Below are 16,709 nucleotides of genomic sequence, written 5' to 3'. Positions count from 1 at the left end.
CCCCTTACCCATAGCCCCCGCATATCGCATTAGGTTTTTCTGTAACTCCTCATGCAACATAAGCTGGGAAGACATAATGATCGGTACGCCTTCACGCTCGGCTAACTTCTCTACCCCATAGATAAATTCAGAAATCTTGTCTCGATTGCCCATCCATGAAGGAAGCCGTCCTCCCCCTGAGGTGACGTCTCTTGCTGACCGGAGCTTATCAGCGTGATGCATTCTTGTTTTGGCCTTCATGTAACCTTGAAAAACGAGGAAAGCAATATATGCAACGATTGACAAGCCTGCTGTAGGCCAGTACTAAAGCCGCAATAAAAAGAATAACCGCCATGTAGATTACCCCAGTGACGAAATTTTAAAAATAAGAATGAAACGGGGGCCAGTGGAATCCCCTTCTTCTTTAATTATCTACAAATAAGACTCTGACCTACATAAGTGCAAGAACTGCCATCTGATCCTACAATATTATTCCCTACCCGGTTATAGGTTGTACCTCCAGTTGAACCGTAAGACTGGACCTGTGGGGCGGTGTAGGACTGACTTTGTTGTTGTATCTGTTGGCCTGAATTTTGGAATGATTGCCCCGTCTGCTGCAATTGCTGATTTAACTGTGCCATCTGCACTTGTTGGTTAGCTTGCATATTTTGATACATCTGTATATCGCTTGATGACATTGCGTTTCTGTAACCCGTCTCAACGTAGTCATCATTCATACACATGATTCGTGCATAATCAATTTGTCTGATATGTGTACAGGACTCATCCCCAGCCATGTAATAATTACCATTAAAATAGTTCGGTGCCGCAGTTCTGGCACACCCGGACAGCAAACAGACAAAAATAAAAATCAAGCATTTTTTTAGCATGTTTAACCTCGCAATAAGAAAATTCCCAATAAACGTAATGATCCACGCTATGTAAGGAAAAGTAAATAGAAACCATTTATCACTTAGTGCAATCAACAACCGCAATGAAATCTTGTAATAGAGGCCGATGGAAATATCATGCAGTAATGCCCAGGGATTGTGTCCTGCACTTCATACTTCATCCCCCTCATGTCCAAGATGTCCTTGTCATTCGTCAGGAATACCAAAAAAAAGAAAAGCAGATTTTGAGGTGGTTTTTAAGAAGGTACTACTGGTCAAATCCTCCTCTGGAATATCATTCTGCTAAAAACGGGCAATAACTGCCTAATGCGCCGTGTTGGGTATACCAACATAAAGCGCCGTAGGCGTAGCATGTAAGGGCTTGTCAGTTAACCGCTCTCTTATCGAGTACCGATCATTTATGGCTCGGTGTACACCACGGCAGAGCCAGATCCTTTCCCGATCTGGTTAGGCTTTCCAACATTTGCTCGTTTATCCACTGCAATGTCATCACGACATGCAGGAATGGGACACCGCGCTAAGTGTGGAACGGTTAAAAGTTTAGGGAGTTTGTCGTGGTGGTGACTGCTTGGTGATGGCTTTTTGTTCTTGTTGTGTTATCGCAGTAAGAACGTGGAACGACTGCCAGCGTGATGATATGCTCCCATAAACCACAGACCAATCACGCGACAGGTGCGGGTGTAGTTCAATGGGTAGTTTAAGTTGTACCGAACGTATCCGGGCAACGTAACTAACTGATAAATCATAACTCGTTGATTTATCTGGAGATTGGAGCGGGTGAAGAGAATCGAACTCTCGTATGCAGCTTGGGAAGCTGCCGTTCTACCATTGAACTACACCCGCACTGTCGTGGTTCTGGGAAAGTGCGAGAGGCATTATAACCTTCTGTCGGCGGCTGGCAAGAGATGCGGTGATTAACTGCGTGAGTTTTAAGCAGTTATCCACCGTTAACGCCCCCACCCGCCGAATTGACACCCGGCGAGTGGGTCTGCACGGTGCTGACAGCTTATTTTTGCGGACGCAACGCCGGAAACAGGATCACGTCACGAATGGTGTGGCTGTTGGTAAACAGCATGATCATCCGATCGATACCCACGCCCAGACCGGCGGTCGGCGGCATGCCGTGTTCCAGGGCGATGACATAGTCTTCGTCATAGAACATGGCTTCGTCGTCGCCAGCATCCTTGGCTTGGACCTGTTCGGCAAAACGCGCCGCCTGGTCTTGTGCATCGTTAAGTTCGGAAAAACCGTTGCCGATTTCACGCCCACCGATAAAAAATTCAAACCGGTCGGTGAAAAACGGGTTTTGATCGTTGCGGCGCGCCAACGGCGACACTTCAGCCGGATACTCGGTGATAAAGGTCGGCTGAATCAGGTGGCTTTCGGCGGTCTCTTCAAAAATTTCGGTCTGGATACGACCCAGGCCCCAACTTTTTTCTATCTTGATGCCCAGCGACTCAGCAATGGCGCTGGCTTTGGCCAAATCGTCCAGATCGCCGGCCACGGTTTCCGGCCGGTAGTGGCAAATGGCTTCGCGCATGGTCAGTTGGGTAAAGGGTTTAGCAAAATCAAAGGTCTGATCGCCATACTCCACTACGCTACTGCCCAATACCCGTTCGGTCAGGGTACGGAACAACTCTTCCACCAGCACAATCAGGTCGCGATAATCCGCATAGGCCATGTAGAGTTCCATCATGGTGAACTCGGGATTATGGCGCGGCGAGATGCCTTCATTGCGGAAATTACGGTTGATTTCAAACACCCGTTCAAAACCACCGACCACCAGGCGCTTGAGGTAAAGTTCCGGTGCGATGCGCAGGAACATATCGATATCCAGCGCGTTGTGATGGGTGACGAACGGACGGGCGGCGGCGCCTCCGGGGATGCTTTGCATCATCGGGGTTTCGACTTCCATAAATCCTTTATCCACCATAAACCGGCGGATTTCAGCCATGATTTGCGAACGGATTTTAAACGTATGACGCGATTCCTGGTTGGCGATCAAGTCCAGGTAGCGTTGGCGATAGCGGCTTTCCTGATCCACCAGACCATGGAACTTATCCGGCAGTGGACGCATCGCTTTGGTCAGCAGGCGGATTTCGCTGCAATGGATCGACAGTTCGCCGGTTTTGGTTTTGAACACCCGACCGCGCGCGCCAAGAATATCGCCCAAGTCCCATTTTTTGAACTGTTCGTTATAGACCCCTTCGGCCAACTCGTCGCGAGCAACATACAGCTGTATGGCGCCACCGACGTCTTGCAGCGTGACAAACGACGCTTTGCCCATAATACGGCGGGTCATCATACGTCCAGCGATGCTGACCTCTAGGCCCAGCGCCTCGAGCTGTTCGTTACTATCACCGTCATACGCCGCATGCAGCTTGTCGGACGTGGTATCACGGCGGAAATCGTTGGGAAAAGCGATGCCTTGTTCGCGCAGCAGCGCCAGCTTTTCGCGGCGCGCCTTAAGCTCGTTATTTAAATCCGGCGCCAGAGGTGCACCGCCCTGTGATTGTGATTCAGACATCTTGATTCCTCATAGCCCGGCTTTAAGACTTGCTTCGATAAATTTATCCAGATCGCCATCCAGTACCGCCTGCGTATTGCGTGTTTCCACGCCGGTGCGCAGGTCTTTGATACGGGAATCATCCAGTACATACGACCGAATCTGACTGCCCCAGCCAATGTCCGACTTGGTGTCTTCCAGCGCCTGTTTTTCTGCATTTTTCTTTTGCAGCTCAAATTCGTAGAGTTTGGCTTTTAACTGTTTCATCGCCTGCTCTTTATTCTTGTGCTGCGAGCGGTCGTTCTGGCACTGGGTGACGATATTGGTCGGCAAGTGGGTAATACGCACGGCAGATTCAGTCCGGTTAACGTGCTGACCACCGGCACCCGAGGCGCGGTATACGTCAATACGTAAATCCGCCGGGTTGATTTCGATATCGATATCGTCATCCACTTCCGGATAAGCAAACGCCGAACTGAACGAGGTGTGACGACGGCCGCCGGAGTCGAATGGGCTTTTACGCACCAGGCGATGCACGCCGGTTTCGGTGCGTAACCAGCCGAAGGCATATTCGCCGATGACTTTGATGGTCACCGACTTGATGCCGGCCACTTCGCCGTCGGATTCTTCAATAATCTCGGTTTTGAACCCCCGTGATTCCGCCCAGCGCAGGTACATGCGCAGCAGCATGCTGGCCCAATCCTGGGCCTCGGTACCGCCGGAGCCGGCCTGGATATCCAGATAACAGTTGGCGCTGTCGTACTCGCCGGAGAACATGCGGCGAAATTCCAACTGTCCGAGCTTGCTTTCAAGCTGATCCAGTTCGGCCACCGTCTCGTTGAGGGTGTCTTCATCATCTTCTTCCACCGCCAGTTCCAGCAGGCCGGCGACGTCATCGAGGCCGCGGGTCATCTGGTCGATGGTTTCCACGATGGCTTCCAGGGAGGCGCGTTCCTTACCTAGGGCCTGGGCGCGTTCGGGGTCGTTCCACACATCGGGTTGTTCCAGATCGGCAATGACTTCTTCAAGGCGCTCGCGCCTGAGATCGTAGTCAAAGATACCCCCTGAGAACGTCTGTCCGTTCAGACAGGTCCTGGATGCGGTTTTTTACCGGATTAATTTCAAACATGAGTTCAGTCAGCTCGTAAAAAAGTGATAAGCGTATTAAGCGTATAGGGACGCTATTCTAACGGATCCACGCCACGGTGGGTATAGCAAAATAGATCGCGTTGCCGGCAGGCGGCACATGAAAGTGCGCCGCCTGCACCCCTGCAGCGTGAAATATGACGGGTGACGCTTAAAGCGGCCACAAATGCTGGATTAACAGTTGTACCGTGCGATTACCACGATATTCATTCACATCCAGCTTATAGGCCAGTTCCACCACCCGCACGCTGTTGTCGGGCCACAAGGTATTGTCGATATTAAACGCAATGCCGTCGAGCAGCGGGCCGCCCGCCAGGGGTTCAACCATCAACTTGAGGTGTTTGTCCCCGACCAGCCGCTGTTGCAGTATGCGAAACTTGCCGTCAAAGAGCGGTTCAGGGAACGCCTGGCCCCACGGGCCGCCGTCGCGTAGCATTTCGGCGGTGCTTAACGACAGTTCCTGGCCACCCAGTTCACCATCGGACCAGATCACGCCGTCGAGCAGCGCAGGATCGAGCCACTCATCCACCAGGGAGGCAAAACGCTGGCGGAACAGATCAAACTGCGTCTGCTCCAGCGATAGGCCAGCCGCCATGGCATGACCACCGAACTTTAGGATCATGCCGGGATACAAGGTGTCGAGGCGCTCCAACAGATCGCGCATATGCAGGCCAGCGACCGAGCGGCCCGAGCCTTTAAGCAGCCCGTCGCCCGCCGGAGCGAAAGCGATCACCGGCCGATGAAAGCGTTCTTTGATACGCGACGCCAGGATCCCCACCACGCCCTGATGCCATTCTTGGTGGTAGATGGCCAGACCGAAGGGCATTTCCTGTTGGTTGAGCTCCATCTGACGGCACAGCTCCAGCGCCTCCACTTCCATACCCTGCTCAATTTCGCGCCGGGTATGGTTGAGGGCATCAAGCTCGCTGGCCAGCATTCGTGCTTGAGCCAGATCGTCGGTCAGCAGTAGCGCCACCCCCACCGACATGTCATCCAATCGACCGGCGGCATTTAAGCGCGGTCCCAGGGCAAAACCCAGATCGCTGGCGCACAATTTTGACGTCTCGCGATTGGCGACTTCGGCCAAGGCAATAATGCCGGGGCGACAACGGCCGGCGCGGATACGACTGATCCCTTGGTACACCAGGATGCGATTGTTGGTATCCAAAGGGACCACGTCGGCCACGGTACCTAACGCCACCAGGTCCAGCAGTTCCGCCAGTTTCGGCATCTGCAGATGTTTCACCCCAAACCAGCCATCGGCTTGCAAACGGGCGCGCAGCGCCAGCATCAGGTAAAACGCCACGCCAACCCCGGCCAGGGATTTGGAGGCGAAGTCGCAGCCGGTGAGGTTGGGATTGACAATGGCATCCGCCGCCGGCAGGGTTTCGCCGGGCAGATGGTGATCGGTTATCAACACCGGGATACCATGCTGATGGGCCAATTCAACGCCGGCATGCGAGGAGATACCGTTATCCACGGTGACAATCATCTCAGCGCCACGCGTCCTGGCCTGTTCCACCACTTCCGGACTCAGACCATAACCGTCCTCAAAACGGTTCGGCACCAGAAATTCAATCTGTTCTGCGCCCATTTGCCGCATTGCCAGCACTACCAGGGCGGTGCTGGTGGCACCGTCGGCATCAAAATCACCAACCACCATCAGGCGGCGGTTATCCGCCAATGCGCGCGCCAGCATATCCACGGCCTGATCGATGCCGTCCAGTTGCCCATAAGGCAGCAACCCGCGCACACCACGTTCCAGTTCGGCGCTAGATTTGACACCACGCTGGGCATACAACCGCAGGAGCAGTGGCGAGAGTTCGGCGTTGGTTAAACCTTCGGCGCGCGTCAGAGGACGGCGCCGTAATTCGGTTTTAATTTTCACTGATTGTTCAACCGCCCACCGCTACGCCTGCTTTTTGTTGATCCAGCATCTCCACCATTTCTTTCGGACTTTGGTAACCGGGGATCATGGTGCCGTTTTCCAACACAATTGCCGGCGTGCCCTGAATGCCATATTGCACACCCAGTTGGTAGTGTTTGCTCAAATCGATGGGGCAGGTTGCCGGCGACACGGCATCGCCTTTCATGGCTTTATCAAAGGCGTCAGCGGGATTGGCGCTACACCAGATCGAGACCATGTCTTTTTCCGCCGGTGAATTGATGCCCTGACGCGGAAAGGCCAGATAACGCACGGTAATGCCCAGCGCATTGTAGTCTTTCATTTGCTCATGCAGTTTGTGGCAATACCCGCAGGTGATATCGGTGAAGACGGTGATGACATGTTTTTGTTGCGGTGCTTTATAGACAATCATTTGGTCTTGCAGCGCGTTCAGCCGTTTGGTCAATAACTGATTGGTCACATTGAGCGGTGCATTGCCACTGACGTCATACATTGGCCCCTGGATAACGTGTTTACCGTCGTCCGAGACGTACAGCACGCCGCTTTCCGTCAGCACGGTTTTCAAACCTGCCACCGGCGCGGGCTGAATGTCGGCATTATGCACCCCCAGGCGCGCCAGGGAATGCGTGATGGCAGCATCGTCGGCATAGGCCAGGCGGGAAAGTGCCAGCGCCGCGAAAGAAAGCATTAGCAGGCTTTTTTTCATTGGTAATTCCTTATCTCTTTATTCTAAATAGCCGTGGTTACGTTCCACACCGGTGGCAGGCAAAACCTCACCCCACTCACGCGCGGGGATGGTGCTGCTGATGAATCTGCTTTAAACGTTCAGTCGCAACATGCGTGTAAATTTGAGTAGTGGAAAGATCGCTATGCCCCAGCAGTAACTGCACGACGCGCAAATCCGCACCGTGATTGAGCAAATGGGTGGCAAAGGCGTGACGCAGCACATGGGGCGAAAGCCGAGCGCTGTCGATACCCGACAGGATCGCATAATGCTTGATGCGATGCCAGAAGGTCTGTCGGGTCATTTGCTGGCTGCGTTTACTGGGAAACAGCACGTCGCCGCTCTGCCCGTTCATCAACCAGGGGCGCCCATGCTCCAGATAATATTCCACCCAGTACACCGCCTCTTCTCCCAACGGCACCAAGCGCTCCTTGTCACCTTTGCCAATCACCCGCACCACACCCTGGCGCAGGCTGACATCGCTGATGGTCAGCCCCACCAGTTCGGACACGCGCAGGCCGGTGGCGTACAGCACTTCCAGCATGGCTTTGTCACGCACCTCGATGGGCTGATCAAGCACCGGCGCATTGAGCAACGCACCGACTTGAGCTTCGCTGAGACCTTTGGGCAGCCGTTGCGGCAGTTTCGGTGCCGCCAGCGCCGCGCTGGGGTCATCGTCACGTTGCTTTTCCCGGTATAAGTATTGGAAAAAGCGCCGGATGGCACTCAGCAAACGGGCGGAGCTGGTGGCTTTATAGCCATGCTCCAACCGATCCGCCAGAAATGATTGTAAATCTTCCGCCCCGGCGGCAATCAAATCGCGTTGGTGGTGAGCCAGCCAGTCTGCCAGGCAGGTGAGATCGAGACGGTAAGCCGCCAAGGTGTTATCCGCCAGGTTGCGTTCCAGCCAGAGCGCATCGAGGAATTGCTCGATTAGTGGGTTATCCTGCCGTTGCATCCGCTCTCCCCTGTGGTTTTTTTCATGCCTGCATTATGCCTGATTAAGCCGCTAATCTGGTACACTTGATGACATTAGCTGTTAAGTAAGAGTATGAGTAAAGATGAAAGTCGGTTTGTTTTATGGCTCCAGTACCTGCTATACCGAAATGGCGGCGGAGAAAATCCGCGATATCCTCGGCGAGGATCTGGTGGATTTACATAATATCAAAGACGCGCCGCCGCTGCTGATGGAACAGTATGATGTACTGATCCTCGGCATCCCTACCTGGGACTTCGGCGAGATCCAAGAAGATTGGGATGCCGTCTGGTCGCAGTTGGCCGGTCTGAACTTATCCGGCAAGCCGATCGCCTTGTACGGTATGGGCGATCAGCTGGGTTATGGTGAATGGTTTCTCGATGCCCTTGGCTACCTGCATGATGTTCTGGCCCCCTGTGGTGCCAGCTTTATCGGTTATTGGCCGACCGAGGGCTACGAATTCACCAGTCCCAAGGCGCTGACCACCGATGGCAAGCATTTTGTTGGACTGGCCCTCGACGAGGTCAACCAGTACGATCTCAGCGAGACACGGTTACAACAATGGTGTGAACAGATCCTGGAAGAAATGGCTCCCCTGCTTTAACCCCTTTGCAGCCAACGCACCTGCGGCTCGAAATGGTCAAATAAAATTGGCCACAGTGTTGGAGCTTTGCTAAATACCCAATCAATGGCTTAATTTCTGTGTCGATAAAATACGTCATCGGGCCGTACCTGAAATCGGGTATCTGACACTCCCCCTGCCCGTTTGTACAACAGCCAAAATCTGACGGCCCTTCTCCACTCAATACAACAATCATCATCAGTCCTTAGCGTGGTGTTGTTGTGTCTCATCATGTGAGGTGCCTCATTGAGGCGGACCTCATGGAATCAAGAGTTCCGCTGGGCACCGTCATTGCGGTGGAGGGCCTGAAGCGGGTATCGTTAGCCCTGGGTCAACTGATGGTAATGCTTATTTTGTGTACTCATTTCAGGCAACTATTTCATGGTGTCGTAACGGTGAAATGTACCACAGTTGATCCCCCTGCCAAATCACTCACCTGTTGCACTTTTTATATTAATCCAGCCTGTAGTGGTGTTGTTGATTTTGGTTAAGTCAGATTAGGATATTATGGTGTGATATTAAGCCGTTAAAGGACAGGGAAACAGCATGGATGCGCAGCACACCAATGAACTTACGTCGGCGATGTTAGCCGGCATGGATATATCTCCGTTTACGGCGGAACACGTGGCGGAGATGACAGAGGAAGGGTACAAAATCGCGCTCGATAACGGGCAGATGGCGGATGATTTTCTGGTGCCTGTTCAGGCATGCCGTCCGGAGGTGGAGTAATGGCCACCGGATACTGGATAGTCAAAGGGGATAAAACCACCTGCGGCGGCACCGTTCTGAACGGGCGTCCCGAAAAAAAACTGGGAAAAAATCACAGCTATACCGCCGTGAATGGTAGCCCGGTTTCCTGTGGGAAACATCCGGGAACCTACAGCGTGGCTGGGGGGCATCCCGGCGATATCATTCATGGCAGCTATGCTGCCAGCACGTTGTACAGTCGTTCGACCTGTCCGTGTAAGGCTTTATTTATTCCATCCCAGACCTTTATGTCACATGGCCTTTATCCGGAGTCTCAAAGAGCAGTAGCCGCGACTACAGCTGAGCCGGAGCAATATGCTCAGGCAGCCAAAAAAATGTCCCCGCCTTCCTACCTCACTGGAGAAAAATCCGAATCGGGATTTGTGCCTGATTATCCGGCATTACGTAACACGCACGATTTTCCGGATGAACATCTGCGGGACATGCTGTCACAAAATAATAATGATGTGATGTTCATCACTCTTTCAGAAGCTTTTGAGGTACTCCAGTCGTGGGGCTGGAATGAGACAAAAACAGCCTGGGTGGAAACCACACAGTCAGGTGTGGGCAAGGTTCTGGTGAACTATGGTGTGAACGGAAAGGACGTTGTGACGACATCGATGATAATTTCAAAGCTGGGCAGTTTTGGTATCCGAGCGACAGTTTACATTAACCATAAAGGGACTGAGTTAATTAAGCTGACGGGGTATCCTGGGATCAGAAAAATAGTAAATGCACCGGTGTTTGCATTAAAAAATCCGAAGGTGGTTGATCTGGGTATCGGTAAATATGGGCTTAAAAACTCTATTATCAGTGGCGCACGGGTTACGTTTTATGTAGCAGCGGCTTACCGGACGCTTGATTTTATATTAAATGATGAAACGTCGCTGTCTGAGTTTATTGGTTCCCTGGCAACGGATGTGGTGAAGATCGGGCTTGCTTCAGCTATTAGTTGGGGAGCTGTTAGTGCTATTGCTGCTTTCACCGCCGTAGTTTCTGTTCCTTTGGTCGCTGTTGTTGCGATCGGTCTTGCTACAGCGATAATTCTTAATGAGTTAGATGATAAATTTGGAGTTACTGATAAGGTTGTTGTGTACATAGAGGCTGCGCAGCAAGAGTTTGTAGAGAAAGCGCGAGAGATGGAGCAGGGACTCTGGGACTTAGGATCTATGTATGCTGATCGGATGCTTGATAAAGGTAAGGACGTTATTGAATATGAGGTTAGACGTTACATTAGACAATCATTGAAAGATATCATTCCGAGGTATTTTTGATGAGTAAATTTTCTTTCACTAACCGCGTTTGGTTTGTTTTTTTTGATCTAATACTGATTGTGATTACAGTGATTTCATTTTACTTCGGGATTAAGCGTATTATTGTTTATTTTTCGTACCCTGATTTTTTTGTTTTTTCTATTTTTTCTGTTTTTTCTGTTTTGTTTTTTATGATATCAACTCCTATCTTGATTTTATCATTTAGTCCTATTTTTAGGGGGATTCAGGCGAACATCAACCTTCAGATAAAAATAGCAAAATTAATTAAATTAGGACTACTTTTTATTTTTTTATCATCGCTAGTATTTAATTTATTTTATCTAAGTTTGATGAGTAACAAAGGATATATTAAATGCAATGGTACACCATCAGGTTGGATGCCTGTTATGGCTAATAAATACGCAATAGATGAGCATCTTTGTAAAAAAAAGGATCCCTGAACGCCAGATTGCCAGCGAGGGACTGGCCCAGGCAACATTGAGTAACTTTAGTCTTAGGTGGTACTAATGTATAATCTTACATTAAAAATAAGAATAACCATGTTCTTTGGTATTTTGTTTTTGTTTATACCTTTAGGGCTTGGTGGTTTATACCTAGCTTTAGATGGGATAGACGTTTATTTATCTTTTCCTGATGTTTTTGTTTTTTCATCTTTTATTATATATGGTTTTACTTTTTTTCTAATTATTTTTCCTCTTGTTTTTATTTCAACTTACCCTATTTTTTTAGGACGACAGGTTTCATGTTCAGTTCAAAAAACCATTTCTAATTTTATTGTATTTTGTTTCTTTTTTTCCATCCTATTTCAGATGGGATTCAAGTTTTATTTTATAAGTGAATTTGAAAAGAGAGGATATATAGCTTGTCGAGGTATTCCATTAGGCTGGATGCCAGGAATGGCGACTAAATATGCGACTAACGAAGCACTGTGCTTGAAAAAGGATCTTTGAGATCCTTTTCATCAGCACTGCATCGATGATAATTTCGAAGCTGGGCAGTTTTGGTATCCGAGCGACGGTTTACATTAACCATAAAGGGACTGAGTTAATTAAATTGACGGGGTATCCTGGGATCAGAAAAATAGTAAATGCACCGGTGTTTGCATTAAAAAATCCGAAGGTGGTTGATCTGGGTATCGGTAAATATGGGCTTAAAAACTCTATTATCAGTGGCGCACGGGTTACGTTTTATGTGGCAGCGGCTTACCGGACGCTTGATTTTATATTAAATGATGAAACGTCGCTGGCTGAGTTTATTGGTTCCCTGGCAACGGATATTGTGAAAATAGGTATTTCCTCCGCTATTGGTTGGGGTGTAGGAGCCGCTGCCGTTGCTTGTATTCCTTTCATTTCTGGCCCATTAGTGGTTGTTGTAAGTTTCGGTTTTTTTGCTGCGTGGGGGTTAAATAAACTTGATAGTAAATTTGGGATGACGGATAAAGTCGTTGCCTATATTGAGGCCGCACAGCAAGAGTTCATAGCGAAAGCGCGAGAGATGGAACTGGAATTTTGGGACTTGGGAGCGATGTATGCTGATCTCATGCTTGATAAAGGTAAGAAAATTATCGAATCTGAAATTAAGCGGTATTTAAGGGATACTCTCGATAATGTCATTCCGAGGATATATTGATGGTGGTAATAAGACTTAAGGCCATTGCAGCGTTTTTCCTTTTTTTGATGATTGGAATGGTGGCATTTTATATTTCTCTTCAATCACTGATTGATTATTTTAAGTTTTACGATGTGATAATATATTCATGGATGGATTGTTGCGTTTTATTATCTTCTTTTGTTTTTTTTCTTATTTCCATATATCCTGCTTATGTTATTTTTTATGGTGTGCCTATCCCTATAGGAAAAGCAAAGAGTGTTTATAAACTGATCCTTGTTTTTTTTGTTGCATCATTGGTGATCCCTATTGCCTTCTCTTTTATTTATGTAAATAAAATAGAATCTAAAGGCTATATTCAGTGCAGAGGTATTCCATCAGGCTGGATGCCAGGAATGGCAACTAAATATGCGACTAACGAAGCACTGTGCTTGAAAAAGGATCCTTGAGATCCTTTTACTCAGCACGACATCGATGATAATTTCTAAGTGTGGTGACGGGATACCCTATAGCTTTCGAATCGCAGGAAGGCGGCAAGGGAGAGAACACGATGAGCTTACTCCAGTAAGTGATTCGTGTGAAAGAGCGCGGCCAACGCACCTGCGGTTCGAAAGATGACGGGTATCAGTCTTGGGTCTGCTGCGACGCCCCCCCACTGAGCAACGTCTGACGCAAAGCGCGCCACTCCCGTTGCCCCATGCTGTCAGCCGCCAGCCACAGCTTGCGTTTTTGTTTTCCCCCCACCAGTCGCAGGGACAGCAGTATACCGCCTTTGATCATCCAGGGTTTTCCGCTGATCAGGTAGTCTTTCTGATGCCAGCGCACATGCTGGTCGCCTTCGAGCACCAGCTCGCCACGGCAGGCCATGATGTTTTTCTGGCTGCGGATGCATTCAAACACCACCAGGGTGATTAGCGTGATCCACACCAAGCCGTAATTCTCCGGCCATGGCGAGAGCAGGATAAGCAGGGCCAGTATCCCATGGACCATCAGGGAAAAAAATTGCGTGCGCCAGGAGACCCTGACGTCACATCGCCAGAGGACCACGGGCTTTATTTCGTTGTTGTATCATTGTGATCATTTTTTTTAGTCCGCTATCCAGAGGTTCACCATGATTCATCAGCCAGTTAAAAAGATCAGGATCGTCGCATTCTAAAAGACGCACGAACAATTTTTTGTCTTCTTCGCTAAGCTGGTCATAATCATATTCAAAAAACGGCATAATCGAAATGTCCAGTTCACGCATGCCGCGACGGCAAGCCCAGTGAACGCGTGCTCTATTGTCGATATCCATAATGACTTTTTACCTCATTTTCGATCTAGCCTGGCGTAGTTTACCCCGTTTTGCGAACAAGCATTACACAAAACGACACATTCCGACATATTCGGTGAATATTTAGCGAAGCAGACCGCACGTATCGGTAACCCTGCCCCGAAATAAGCGTTTGCAAAGCAGCCCAGCTCTTTTACCATGGGCAGATTGTTTAGCAGCACACCCAGTAGATTTCGAGTTGCAGGCGGGCGGCAAGCGAGTGAGTCTGGAGCTTGCCTTGGCAGGGGATTCGGGTGAACACGCATAACCAAGGCTCCTGCAACATGAAAGATAAAGGGTACAACAGGATAGGAGTGTTTCATGTCAGTTAAAGTTCCTTTTCCACCACGTTTACCTTCACCATCGAGCCGTTTGCCATTGACGTTTATCTCGCTGGAAGATTGGGCGCTGGTCAGCCTAACCGGGCCGGATGCACTAAAATATTTGCAGGGACAGGTCACTACCGATGTGGCAGCCATGGCGACGGATCAGCATATCCTGGGTGCACATTGTGATGCAAAGGGCAAAATGTACAGCGATCTGCGTTTGTTTCATCGCCAGAATGGCATGGCCTATATCGAACGGCGTAGCGTACGCGACCATCAGCTCGCCGAGTTAAAAAAATATGCGGTGTTTTCCAAAGTGACGATGACGGCGGATGATGATGTCAGGCTTATCGGCGTAGCCGGTTTCCAGGCGCGTGCCGCCTTAAGCGGGTTATTCGCTGACCTGCCCGATGCCGATCACGCTGTGGTGCAGGACGGTGAAACCACGTTGTTGCATTTCAGCCAACCATTGGAGCGCTTTTTACTGGTCACCACCGAGACGGTAGCGGACACTCTGCTGGATAACCTGGCGGGCCAGGCGCAACTTAACGATAGCCAGCAATGGCTGGCGCTCAATATCGAGGCGGGTCTTCCCCTGATCGATAGCGCCAATAGCGAACAATTTATTCCGCAAGCCACTAATTTACAGGCCCTGGGCGGGATCAGCTTTAGCAAGGGCTGTTATGCCGGACAGGAGATGGTGGCCCGGGCAAAATACCGCGGTGCCAATAAACGTGCGTTGTATTGGCTCGCGGGCAAAGCCAGCCACGTTCCTGCCGCCGGGGACGAACTTGAATTGCAAATGGGTGACAATTGGCGTCGTACCGGCACGGTAATGGCGGCTTGTCAGCTTGAGGACGGCACGGTCTGGGTGCAGGCGGTATTAAACCATGATTTGGCACCGGACAGCCAACTGCGAGTAAAGGACGATACCTCCGGGGCACTGGCGATACAACCGTTGCCCTACTCGTTAGAATCGGAATAAACCGCCCTGAAATCAGCAACGACCTGGCGGTTAGATATATAAATAGATCGCCAGAAAATGACACACGCAGCCGCCTAGGACAAAACCATGCCAGATGGCATGGTTATACGGAATGCGATGGCAGGCATAAAAAATCACCCCGATGGAATAGATCACCCCACCCACCGCCAGCAATACCATGCCGCCCAATGGCAAACGCTGTGCGAGTTGATAAATGACCACCAGTGATAACCATCCCATGGTCAGGTAGGTAATCAGCGAGATCACTTCAAAACGATGCGCAAACACCAGTTTGAACATCACCCCCACCAGCGCCATACCCCAGATCACCATCATCAAGCCTTTGGCCAGCGGCGATGCCAGCCCCACCATAAGAAACGGCGTGTAGGTACCGGCGATCAGCAGATAAATGGCGCAATGGTCCATTTTTTGTAGCCACCGTTTGGCCGGTGGATGGGGGATGGCATGATACAACGTGGAGGCCAGGAACAGCAGAATCATACTGCCGCCATACAAGCTGTAGCTGGTAATTGCCGTGATATTGGCCCCGGCCTCATCCGCCTGAACCAATAACAGTACCAAGCCAATAATGCCGAAGAGTAAACCAATACCATGACTAATACTGTTGGCGATTTCCTCCGCTACAGAATATCCATGAGCTAATAATTTATTAGCCATACTATAAAAACCTCGATCTTAATTTGGTGATGATGTCAGCTACGGGACATAGCTTAACCGAGAACCATTCCAGTGTACACGTGTAAGCTGAAAAAGAGGCCTCGCCAATGGATTTCAAGTTGCGGGCTTTTGGCATACAATGCTGCGCCTTACGCACGTGTTATTGGGGTAAGTATGTCTAAGGTATTACCTGAGTTAGCCTTCGGTGAATTGACCGAAGTGGTCGCTTTTTTGATGGAAATTGACAAACTTAAAAGCATACAGCGCCGTACCAAGGTGTTGGGTACGCAGCGCCAGGAAAATACCGCCGAACACAGCTGGCATTTTGCCGTGGGTGTTATGGCCCTCGCACCCTATGCCGGCAACGACGTCGATATCAACCGGGTGATTCAAATGGCGTTGGTACACGATATTGTTGAGATCGACGCGGGTGATGTGCTGGTCTACGACCTGGCGGCCCGGTTGGCAGTACAGGATCAGGAACACGCCGCCGCCACGCGCTTATTCGGCCTGCTGCCAGATCCGCAGCGTGAACATTTCCACCAGCTGTGGCTGGAATATGAGGCGGGCGAAACCGCCAACGCGCGGTTTGCCTTGATGATCGATCGTTTAATGCCAGTGCTGATGAATCTGCATAACCGCGGTCAAAGCTGGGTGGAAAACGGCATTCGGCTGGAGCAGGTCTTAACGCGTAATGCTTTTATTGCCGATGTTTACCCTGCCCTATGGGATCATCTCAGCCAGCATTTGAACCAGGCCCAGCAAAACGGCTGGTTAAAATAACCCCGCCGGACGGGTCTGCAACCGCCAGCGCGATCCAGGCCAGCCATAGGCTATCTTCATTACGGCTTACGGTTGCGCCCCGCGTTGGGCGGTGTGTTTTGCGCCGGCTTGGGTGACATTTTCTGCCCCGGCTTGAGCGGCGTTGTCTGCCCCAACTTGGGTAACGTTTTCTGCCCCGACGTGGGCGACGTAGTTTGCCCTGACTTGGGTGGTGTTTTCTGCCCCG

The 16,709-nt window shown here is 50.3% G+C and carries 19 protein-coding genes and 1 tRNA gene; 9 read left to right on the top strand and 11 right to left on the bottom strand.

The window, feature by feature from the left end:
• The 8 genes from SJI19_RS14670 to xerD all read right to left on the bottom strand — a co-directional run.
• Positions 1-240 (bottom strand): hypothetical protein (locus SJI19_RS14670; protein ID WP_323479003.1); only part of this gene is annotated, 240 nt, incomplete at its 3' end.
• A gap of 167 nt (positions 241-407) precedes the next feature.
• The gene (locus tag SJI19_RS14665) at positions 408-869 is read right to left on the bottom strand and encodes a hypothetical protein (protein WP_323479002.1); all 462 of its coding nucleotides are present in this window, start codon (positions 867-869) and stop codon (positions 408-410) included.
• Between the two features lie 790 nt (positions 870-1,659).
• Positions 1,660-1,733 (bottom strand) — tRNA-Gly (locus tag SJI19_RS14660).
• Between the two features lie 163 nt (positions 1,734-1,896).
• Positions 1,897-3,417 carry a lysine--tRNA ligase gene (lysS, locus tag SJI19_RS14655; RefSeq protein ID WP_323479001.1) on the bottom strand — a complete coding sequence of 507 codons (1,521 nt, stop codon included), beginning with the start codon at positions 3,415-3,417 and terminating at the stop codon, positions 1,897-1,899.
• Between the two features lie 9 nt (positions 3,418-3,426).
• A protein-coding gene (gene prfB, locus SJI19_RS14650; RefSeq protein WP_323479000.1) for a peptide chain release factor 2 occupies positions 3,427-4,525 on the bottom strand; the annotation gives its coding sequence in 2 pieces (ribosomal slippage) (positions 3,427-4,449 and positions 4,451-4,525; 1,098 coding nt in all).
• A 168-nt stretch (positions 4,526-4,693) separates the two neighbouring features.
• Complete coding sequence (gene recJ / locus SJI19_RS14645) at positions 4,694-6,430, bottom strand: single-stranded-DNA-specific exonuclease RecJ (protein ID WP_323478999.1); 1,737 nt, start codon at positions 6,428-6,430, stop codon at positions 4,694-4,696.
• Positions 6,431-6,437: 7 nt separating this feature from the next.
• The gene (gene dsbC / locus SJI19_RS14640) at positions 6,438-7,154 is read right to left on the bottom strand and encodes a bifunctional protein-disulfide isomerase/oxidoreductase DsbC (protein ID WP_323478998.1); all 717 of its coding nucleotides are present in this window, start codon (positions 7,152-7,154) and stop codon (positions 6,438-6,440) included.
• Between the two features lie 76 nt (positions 7,155-7,230).
• Positions 7,231-8,130, bottom strand: a complete 900-nt coding sequence (gene xerD / locus SJI19_RS14635) for a site-specific tyrosine recombinase XerD (protein WP_323478997.1) — start codon at positions 8,128-8,130, stop codon at positions 7,231-7,233.
• Between the two features lie 103 nt (positions 8,131-8,233).
• Between xerD and fldB the strand changes: the two genes are divergently transcribed.
• From fldB to SJI19_RS14600, 7 genes are all read left to right on the top strand, one after another.
• Entirely contained in the window at positions 8,234-8,752 is a 519-nt protein-coding gene (fldB, locus tag SJI19_RS14630) for a flavodoxin FldB (RefSeq protein ID WP_323478996.1), read from the top strand.
• A 564-nt stretch (positions 8,753-9,316) separates the two neighbouring features.
• Complete coding sequence (locus tag SJI19_RS14625) at positions 9,317-9,499, top strand: hypothetical protein (RefSeq protein ID WP_323478995.1); 183 nt, start codon at positions 9,317-9,319, stop codon at positions 9,497-9,499.
• Positions 9,499-10,791, top strand: a complete 1,293-nt coding sequence (locus SJI19_RS14620; RefSeq protein WP_323478994.1) for a PAAR domain-containing protein — start codon at positions 9,499-9,501, stop codon at positions 10,789-10,791. Before SJI19_RS14625 ends, SJI19_RS14620 begins: the two co-directional genes overlap by 1 nt.
• Positions 10,791-11,231, top strand: coding sequence for a hypothetical protein (locus SJI19_RS14615; protein WP_323478993.1), 441 nt, complete (start codon positions 10,791-10,793; stop codon positions 11,229-11,231). Before SJI19_RS14620 ends, SJI19_RS14615 begins: the two co-directional genes overlap by 1 nt.
• A 66-nt stretch (positions 11,232-11,297) precedes the next feature.
• Positions 11,298-11,741, top strand: a complete 444-nt coding sequence (locus tag SJI19_RS14610; RefSeq protein WP_323478992.1) for a hypothetical protein — start codon at positions 11,298-11,300, stop codon at positions 11,739-11,741.
• Between the two features lie 25 nt (positions 11,742-11,766).
• On the top strand, positions 11,767-12,420 hold the full coding sequence (locus SJI19_RS14605; RefSeq protein WP_323478991.1) for a hypothetical protein: 654 nt from the start codon (positions 11,767-11,769) through the stop codon (positions 12,418-12,420).
• Positions 12,420-12,848, top strand: a complete 429-nt coding sequence (locus SJI19_RS14600) for a hypothetical protein (RefSeq protein WP_323478990.1) — start codon at positions 12,420-12,422, stop codon at positions 12,846-12,848. Before SJI19_RS14605 ends, SJI19_RS14600 begins: the two co-directional genes overlap by 1 nt.
• Before the next feature lie 175 nt (positions 12,849-13,023).
• On the opposite strand, the gene SJI19_RS14595 is transcribed toward SJI19_RS14600, so the two are convergent.
• Together SJI19_RS14595 and sdhE are read right to left on the bottom strand one after the other, a co-directional pair.
• The gene (locus tag SJI19_RS14595) at positions 13,024-13,446 is read right to left on the bottom strand and encodes a protein YgfX (protein ID WP_323478989.1); all 423 of its coding nucleotides are present in this window, start codon (positions 13,444-13,446) and stop codon (positions 13,024-13,026) included.
• Entirely contained in the window at positions 13,427-13,693 is a 267-nt protein-coding gene (gene sdhE, locus SJI19_RS14590) for an FAD assembly factor SdhE (RefSeq protein WP_323478988.1), read from the bottom strand. The genes SJI19_RS14595 and sdhE overlap by 20 nt, the downstream gene beginning before the upstream one ends.
• Positions 13,694-14,032: 339 nt before the next feature.
• Here sdhE and ygfZ point away from each other — a divergent pair, with 339 nt between their 5' ends.
• Complete coding sequence (gene ygfZ / locus SJI19_RS14585; RefSeq protein WP_323478987.1) at positions 14,033-15,022, top strand: tRNA-modifying protein YgfZ; 990 nt, start codon at positions 14,033-14,035, stop codon at positions 15,020-15,022.
• 30 nt (positions 15,023-15,052) lie between these two features.
• On the opposite strand, the gene trhA is transcribed toward ygfZ, so the two are convergent.
• Positions 15,053-15,700 (bottom strand): PAQR family membrane homeostasis protein TrhA, encoded by a 648-nt coding sequence (gene trhA / locus SJI19_RS14580; protein WP_323478986.1) that lies wholly within the window; start codon positions 15,698-15,700, stop codon positions 15,053-15,055.
• A 174-nt stretch (positions 15,701-15,874) separates the two neighbouring features.
• Here trhA and SJI19_RS14575 point away from each other — a divergent pair, with 174 nt between their 5' ends.
• Positions 15,875-16,483, top strand: coding sequence for an HD domain-containing protein (locus SJI19_RS14575; protein ID WP_323478985.1), 609 nt, complete (start codon positions 15,875-15,877; stop codon positions 16,481-16,483).
• The last annotated feature ends 226 nt before the right edge of the window (positions 16,484-16,709 follow it).

The sequence above is a fragment of the Acerihabitans sp. TG2 genome (assembly GCF_035013185.1).
In the GTDB taxonomy this organism is placed as follows: domain Bacteria; phylum Pseudomonadota; class Gammaproteobacteria; order Enterobacterales; family Enterobacteriaceae; genus Acerihabitans.
Note: the sequence above shows the minus strand (reverse complement) of the source record. Positions and strands in the feature narration are given on the sequence as shown.